General features: G+C 65.4%; 6 protein-coding genes. All 6 read left to right on the top strand.

From position 1 onward, the window contains the following. Positions 1-325: 325 nt before the first annotated feature. The 6 genes from rpsL to rplC all read left to right on the top strand — a co-directional run bounded on the left by rpsL (position 326) and on the right by rplC (position 6,115). On the top strand, positions 326-697 hold the full coding sequence (gene rpsL, locus AOK16_RS04685) for a 30S ribosomal protein S12 (RefSeq protein ID WP_003948652.1): 372 nt from the start codon (positions 326-328) through the stop codon (positions 695-697). Between the two features lie 2 nt (positions 698-699). After that, positions 700-1,170: a 30S ribosomal protein S7 gene (rpsG, locus tag AOK16_RS04680; RefSeq protein WP_055470938.1), complete on the top strand. Its 471-nt coding sequence runs from the start codon at positions 700-702 to the stop codon at positions 1,168-1,170. A 39-nt stretch (positions 1,171-1,209) separates the two neighbouring features. Next, a complete protein-coding gene (gene fusA, locus AOK16_RS04675) occupies positions 1,210-3,330 on the top strand; it encodes an elongation factor G (RefSeq protein ID WP_055470937.1) in 2,121 nt (706 codons plus the stop codon). A 216-nt stretch (positions 3,331-3,546) separates the two neighbouring features. Then, positions 3,547-4,740, top strand: coding sequence for an elongation factor Tu (tuf, locus tag AOK16_RS04670; protein WP_055470936.1), 1,194 nt, complete (start codon positions 3,547-3,549; stop codon positions 4,738-4,740). A gap of 408 nt (positions 4,741-5,148) precedes the next feature. After that, positions 5,149-5,457 carry a 30S ribosomal protein S10 gene (rpsJ, locus tag AOK16_RS04665; protein ID WP_003948644.1) on the top strand — a complete coding sequence of 103 codons (309 nt, stop codon included), beginning with the start codon at positions 5,149-5,151 and terminating at the stop codon, positions 5,455-5,457. A 13-nt stretch (positions 5,458-5,470) separates the two neighbouring features. Further along, positions 5,471-6,115 (top strand): 50S ribosomal protein L3, encoded by a 645-nt coding sequence (gene rplC, locus AOK16_RS04660; protein WP_055470939.1) that lies wholly within the window; start codon positions 5,471-5,473, stop codon positions 6,113-6,115. Positions 6,116-6,119 lie beyond the last annotated feature (4 nt).

Raw genomic sequence — 6,119 nt, 5'->3', positions numbered from 1 at the left:
GGGGAGGAGGGCGGCGGTGGCGGGAAGAGTGGCTCCGTACTGGGGCGTATCGGGTAAACCGGGCGCCAAGGTCGGCCGGTTTCGCGGCGGGGCATTTGTTTTGACCGGAGTCAATGAGGTAGGTACGCTCAGACCTTGTGCCTGGGGTGTGCCCGGGTCCTTGTGTGTGCAGTCGTCCACACGGGACGCCGAGGCCGAAGCGCCTTCCATATACGCACTTTCCGTTCGCGGAAAACGTATGAGGATCGCGACACACCCGACCGCGTGGGTCGGGGAGGCTCCAGGTTAGCTTTACCGAGACTGGCACACAGAAACCGGAGAAACGGTGCCTACGATCCAGCAGCTGGTCCGCAAGGGCCGGCAGGACAAGGTCGAGAAGAACAAGACGCCCGCACTCGAGGGTTCCCCTCAGCGCCGCGGCGTCTGCACGCGCGTGTTCACGACCACCCCGAAGAAGCCGAACTCGGCCCTGCGTAAGGTCGCGCGTGTGCGTCTGACCAGCGGGATCGAGGTCACCGCTTACATCCCGGGTGAGGGACACAACCTGCAGGAGCACTCCATCGTGCTCGTGCGTGGTGGCCGTGTGAAGGACCTGCCGGGTGTTCGCTACAAGATCATCCGCGGCTCGCTTGACACCCAGGGTGTCAAGAACCGCAAGCAGGCCCGCAGCCGCTACGGCGCCAAGAAGGAGAAGTAAGAATGCCTCGTAAGGGCCCCGCCCCGAAGCGCCCGGTCATCATCGACCCGGTCTACGGATCTCCTCTGGTCACCTCGCTCATCAACAAGGTGCTGCTGAACGGTAAGCGCTCCACCGCCGAGCGCATCGTCTACGGCGCCATGGAAGGCCTGCGGGACAAGACCGGCAACGACCCGGTCATCACCCTCAAGCGCGCCCTGGAGAACGTGAAGCCGACCCTTGAGGTCCGCTCCCGTCGAGTCGGTGGCGCCACCTACCAGGTGCCGGTCGAGGTTCGCCCCGGCCGCTCCTCCACCCTCGCTCTGCGCTGGCTCGTGGGCTACTCCCGCGCCCGCCGCGAGAAGACCATGACCGAGCGCCTCATGAACGAGCTGCTGGACGCCAGCAACGGTCTCGGCGCCTCCGTCAAGCGTCGCGAGGACACCCACAAGATGGCCGAGTCCAACAAGGCCTTCGCGCACTACCGCTGGTAGTCGCTACCCCCATCGAGATCCGAGAGAAGACTGAGCCTTATGGCTACCACTTCGCTTGACCTGGCCAAGGTCCGCAATATCGGGATCATGGCCCACATCGACGCGGGCAAGACGACCACCACCGAGCGGATCCTGTTCTACACCGGTGTTTCGTACAAGATCGGCGAGGTCCACGACGGCGCCGCCACGATGGACTGGATGGAGCAGGAGCAGGAGCGCGGCATCACGATCACGTCCGCCGCGACCACCTGTCACTGGCCGCTCGAGGACGTCGACCACACCATCAACATCATCGACACCCCGGGCCACGTCGACTTCACCGTCGAGGTGGAGCGTTCGCTGCGCGTGCTCGACGGTGCCGTGACGGTGTTCGACGGTGTCGCCGGTGTGGAGCCGCAGTCCGAGACGGTGTGGCGTCAGGCGGACCGCTACCGCGTTCCGCGCATCTGCTTCGTCAACAAGCTGGACCGCACCGGTGCCGAGTTCCACCGCTGCGTCGACATGATCACGGACCGCCTCGGCGCGACCCCGCTGGTCATGCAGCTTCCGATCGGTGCAGAGGCCGACTTCAAGGGCGTCGTCGACCTGGTCCGGATGAAGGCCCTGGTCTGGTCCGCCGAGGCGGCCAAGGGCGAGATGTACGACACCCTCGACATCCCGGCCACGCACGTCGAGGCCGCCGATGAGTGGCGCGGCAAGCTGCTTGAGACCGTCGCCGAGAACGACGAGGAGATGATGGAGCTGTACCTCGAGGGCGAGGAGCCCTCCGAGGAGCAGCTGTACGCGGCGATCCGCCGTATCACCATCGCCTCCGGCAAGTCCGCCGAGATCACCGTCACCCCGGTGTTCTGCGGCACCGCGTTCAAGAACAAGGGCGTTCAGCCCCTGCTCGACGCGGTCGTGCGGTACCTGCCCTCGCCGATCGACATCGAGGCGATCGAGGGCCAGGCCGTGGGCGACGCCGAGAAGGTCGTCACCCGCAAGCCGTCCGAGGACGAGCCGTTCTCCGGCCTCGCCTTCAAGATCATGAGCGACCCGCACCTCGGCAAGCTCACCTTCGTCCGGGTCTACTCGGGCCGCATGGAGACCGGCACCCAGGTGCAGAACTCCGTGAAGGGCAAGAAGGAGCGGATCGGCAAGATCTACCGGATGCACGCGAACAAGCGTGAGGAGATCGACTCGGTGGGTGCCGGCGACATCGTCGCCGTCATGGGTCTGAAGCAGACCACCACCGGTGAGACCCTCTGCGACGCGTCGAACCCGGTGATCCTGGAGTCGATGGACTTCCCGGCCCCGGTCATCGAGGTCGCCATCGAGCCCAAGTCGAAGGGCGACCAGGAGAAGCTGGGCGTCGCCATCCAGCGGCTGGCCGAGGAGGACCCGTCCTTCCAGGTCAAGACCGACGAGGAGACCGGCCAGACGATCATCGCGGGTATGGGCGAGCTGCACCTCGACGTGCTGGTCGACCGTATGAAGCGCGAGTTCAAGGTCGAGGCGAACGTCGGTAAGCCGCAGGTGGCCTACCGCGAGACGCTTCGCAAGGCCGTCGAGAAGGTCGACTACACGCACAAGAAGCAGACTGGTGGTTCCGGCCAGTTCGCCAAGGTGCAGATCTCGATCGCGCCTCTCGAGGGCGACGGGTACGAGTTCGAGAACAAGGTCACCGGTGGCCGCATCCCGCGGGAGTACATCCCGTCCGTGGACGCGGGCTGCCAGGAGGCCATGGAGTTCGGTGTGCTGGCCGGCTACCCGCTGACCGGTGTGAAGGTCACCCTCCTCGACGGTGCCTACCACGACGTCGACTCCTCCGAGCTCGCGTTCAAGATCGCCGGTTCCATGGCGTTCAAGGACGCCGCGCGCAAGGCCAGCCCGGCCCTGCTCGAGCCGATGATGAAGGTCGAGGTCACCACGCCCGAGGACTACATGGGCGATGTGATCGGCGACATCAACTCCCGCCGTGGACAGATCCAGTCCATGGAGGACCGGCACGGTGCCAAGCTGGTCACCGGCCTGGTTCCGCTGTCGGAGATGTTCGGCTACGTCGGAGACCTGCGGAGCAAGACCTCCGGTCGCGCCAGCTACTCCATGCAGTTCGACTCCTACGCCGAGGTTCCCCGGAACGTCGCGGAGGAGATCATCGCGAAGGCCAAGGGCGAGTGACGCGGGCTACGCCCACGTTTCTCACCGTTTAGGCTGGAGCAAAGGCATCGGGGCGTCGTCGTGAAGTGTTCGCACTTCACGGCGGCCCCCGCCGCCCGCCCCCAAGCGAATACGGCCAAGGGCATCCCCTCGGGGTCCTGGTCGGTTCGGTAAGACCACCTGAACCCATCCGCAAAGAGCGGGTGGAGTACAGCACCAGTCCACAGGAGGACCCCAGTGGCGAAGGCGAAGTTCGAGCGGACTAAGCCGCACGTCAACATCGGCACCATCGGTCACATCGACCACGGTAAGACCACGCTTACCGCGGCGATTACCAAGGTGCTGCACGACGCGTACCCGGACCTGAACGAGGCCTCGGCCTTCGACCAGATCGACAAGGCTCCTGAGGAGCGCCAGCGCGGTATCACCATCTCCATCGCGCACGTCGAGTACCAGACCGAGTCGCGTCACTACGCCCACGTTGACTGCCCGGGTCACGCGGACTACATCAAGAACATGATCACCGGTGCGGCGCAGATGGACGGCGCCATCCTCGTGGTCGCCGCCACCGACGGCCCGATGCCGCAGACCAAGGAGCACGTGCTCCTGGCCCGCCAGGTCGGCGTTCCGTACATCGTCGTCGCCCTGAACAAGGCCGACATGGTGGACGACGAGGAGATCCTGGAGCTCGTCGAGCTCGAGGTCCGCGAGCTCCTGTCCGAGTACGAGTTCCCGGGCGACGACGTTCCGGTCGTCAAGGTCTCGGCGCTCAAGGCGCTCGAGGGCGACAAGGAGTGGGGCGAGTCCGTCCTCAACCTGATGAAGGCTGTCGACGAGGCCATCCCGCAGCCGGAGCGCGACGTCGAGAAGCCGTTCCTGATGCCGATCGAGGACGTCTTCACGATCACCGGTCGTGGCACCGTTGTCACCGGTCGTATCGAGCGTGGTGTCCTCAAGGTCAACGAGACCGTCGACATCATCGGCATCAAGACCGAGAAGACCACCACCACGGTCACCGGTATCGAGATGTTCCGCAAGCTGCTCGACGAGGGCCAGGCCGGCGAGAACGTCGGTCTGCTGCTCCGAGGCATCAAGCGCGAGGATGTCGAGCGCGGCCAGGTCATCATCAAGCCGGGCTCGGTCACCCCGCACACCGAGTTCGAGGCCCAGGCCTACATCCTGTCGAAGGACGAGGGTGGCCGTCACACCCCGTTCTTCAACAACTACCGCCCGCAGTTCTACTTCCGTACGACTGACGTGACCGGTGTCGTGACCCTCCCCGAGGGCACCGAGATGGTCATGCCGGGCGACAACACCTCCATGACCGTCGCGCTGATCCAGCCGGTCGCCATGGAGGAGGGCCTGAAGTTCGCCATCCGTGAGGGTGGCCGGACCGTCGGCGCCGGTCAGGTCACCAAGATCACGAAGTGACCTGCCGCTCCTAGGAGCAACCGAAGAGGCCTCGCACGCCATGGGTGTGCGGGGCCTCTTTGCGTGGTATATACGCCGATTGGCGTTGCCCCACGGCCGTATGGCACACTGTCCAGGTTGCTCGGTTGAGTATCGATGTTGCGCGCCTCCCGCCGGGAGGACCGAAAGCGAGTCCCGCAGTACTCGTCACCTCTCATCAGGGGTGGAAGTACGGGAATCTTTCGGGAAGTTCAGCGGGGTACCAGCCAGGCGCCCGGTGGGTGTTCTCCTCCCCGCCTCCTCCTTCTCGAAGGATCTCCCTCGTGGAGATTTATTAGAAGGGGTGCGACACGCCCGACCGCGTGGGTCGGAGAACGCGAACGTACCGGGCCGCCAGAGCGTTACGAGAGACAGGACTACGAAGCAGCCATGGCGGGACAGAAGATCCGCATCCGGCTCAAGGCCTACGACCACGAGGTCATCGACTCCTCGGCGAAGAAGATCGTCGAGACGGTGACCCGCACTGGTGCGTCGGTCGCGGGCCCGGTGCCGCTGCCCACAGAGAAGAACGTGTACTGCGTCATCAAGTCGCCGCACAAGTACAAGGACTCGCGCGAGCACTTCGAGATGCGTACCCACAAGCGCCTCATCGACATTCTCGACCCCACGCCGAAGACCGTCGACTCGCTCATGCGTCTCGACCTGCCGGCCGGCGTCGACATCGAGATCAAGCTCTGAGGTGACGCGCGAGATGGCTAAGCAGATCAAGGGCGTCCTGGGCGAGAAGCTCGGCATGACGCAGGTGTGGGACGAGAACAACCGCGTCGTCCCGGTCACCGTCGTCAAGGCCGGGCCCTGCGTCGTGACCCAGGTCCGCACCAATGACGTCGACGGCTACGACGCCGTCCAGATCGCCTTCGGCGAGATCGACCCCCGCAAGGTGAACAAGCCCCTCAAGGGCCACTTCGCCAAGGCGGATGTCACCCCGCGCCGCCACCTGGTGGAGCTGCGTACCGCTGACGCCAGCGAGTACACGCTCGGCCAGGAGGTCACGGCCGAGGTGTTCGAGTCCGGTGTCAAGGTCGACGTGACCGGCACCAGCAAGGGCAAGGGCACCGCCGGTGTCATGAAGCGCCACGGCTTCGGTGGCCTCGGCGCCGGCCACGGCACCCAGCGCAAGCACCGCTCGCCTGGCTCCATCGGTGGCTGTGCCACCCCGGGCCGCGTGTTCAAGGGCATGCGGATGGCCGGCCGTATGGGCAACGAGCGGGTCACCACCCAGAACCTGACCGTCCACGCCGTTGACGCGGAGAAGGGCCTGCTGCTCATCAAGGGCGCGGTTCCTGGTCCGAACGGCGGCCTCGTCCTGGTCCGTACCGCGGCCAAGGGGGCCTGAGGTA

Source organism: Streptomyces pathocidini (assembly GCF_001418495.1).
GTDB lineage: Bacteria > Actinomycetota > Actinomycetes > Streptomycetales > Streptomycetaceae > Streptomyces > Streptomyces pathocidini.
The sequence above is the reverse complement of the archived record's forward strand: the minus strand, read 5'-3'. Positions and strand labels throughout refer to the sequence as shown.

Bases quoted from the DNA above. Each gene is read 5' to 3' on its own strand.
- rpsG (WP_055470938.1), top strand. From the start codon at position 700: ATGCCTCGTAAGGGCCCCGCCCCGAAGCGCCCGGTCATCATCGACCCG.
- fusA (WP_055470937.1), top strand. From the start codon at position 1,210: ATGGCTACCACTTCGCTTGACCTGGCCAAGGTCCGCAATATCGGGATC.
- rpsJ (WP_003948644.1), top strand. From the start codon at position 5,149: ATGGCGGGACAGAAGATCCGCATCCGGCTCAAGGCCTACGACCACGAG.
- rplC (WP_055470939.1), top strand. From the start codon at position 5,471: ATGGCTAAGCAGATCAAGGGCGTCCTGGGCGAGAAGCTCGGCATGACG.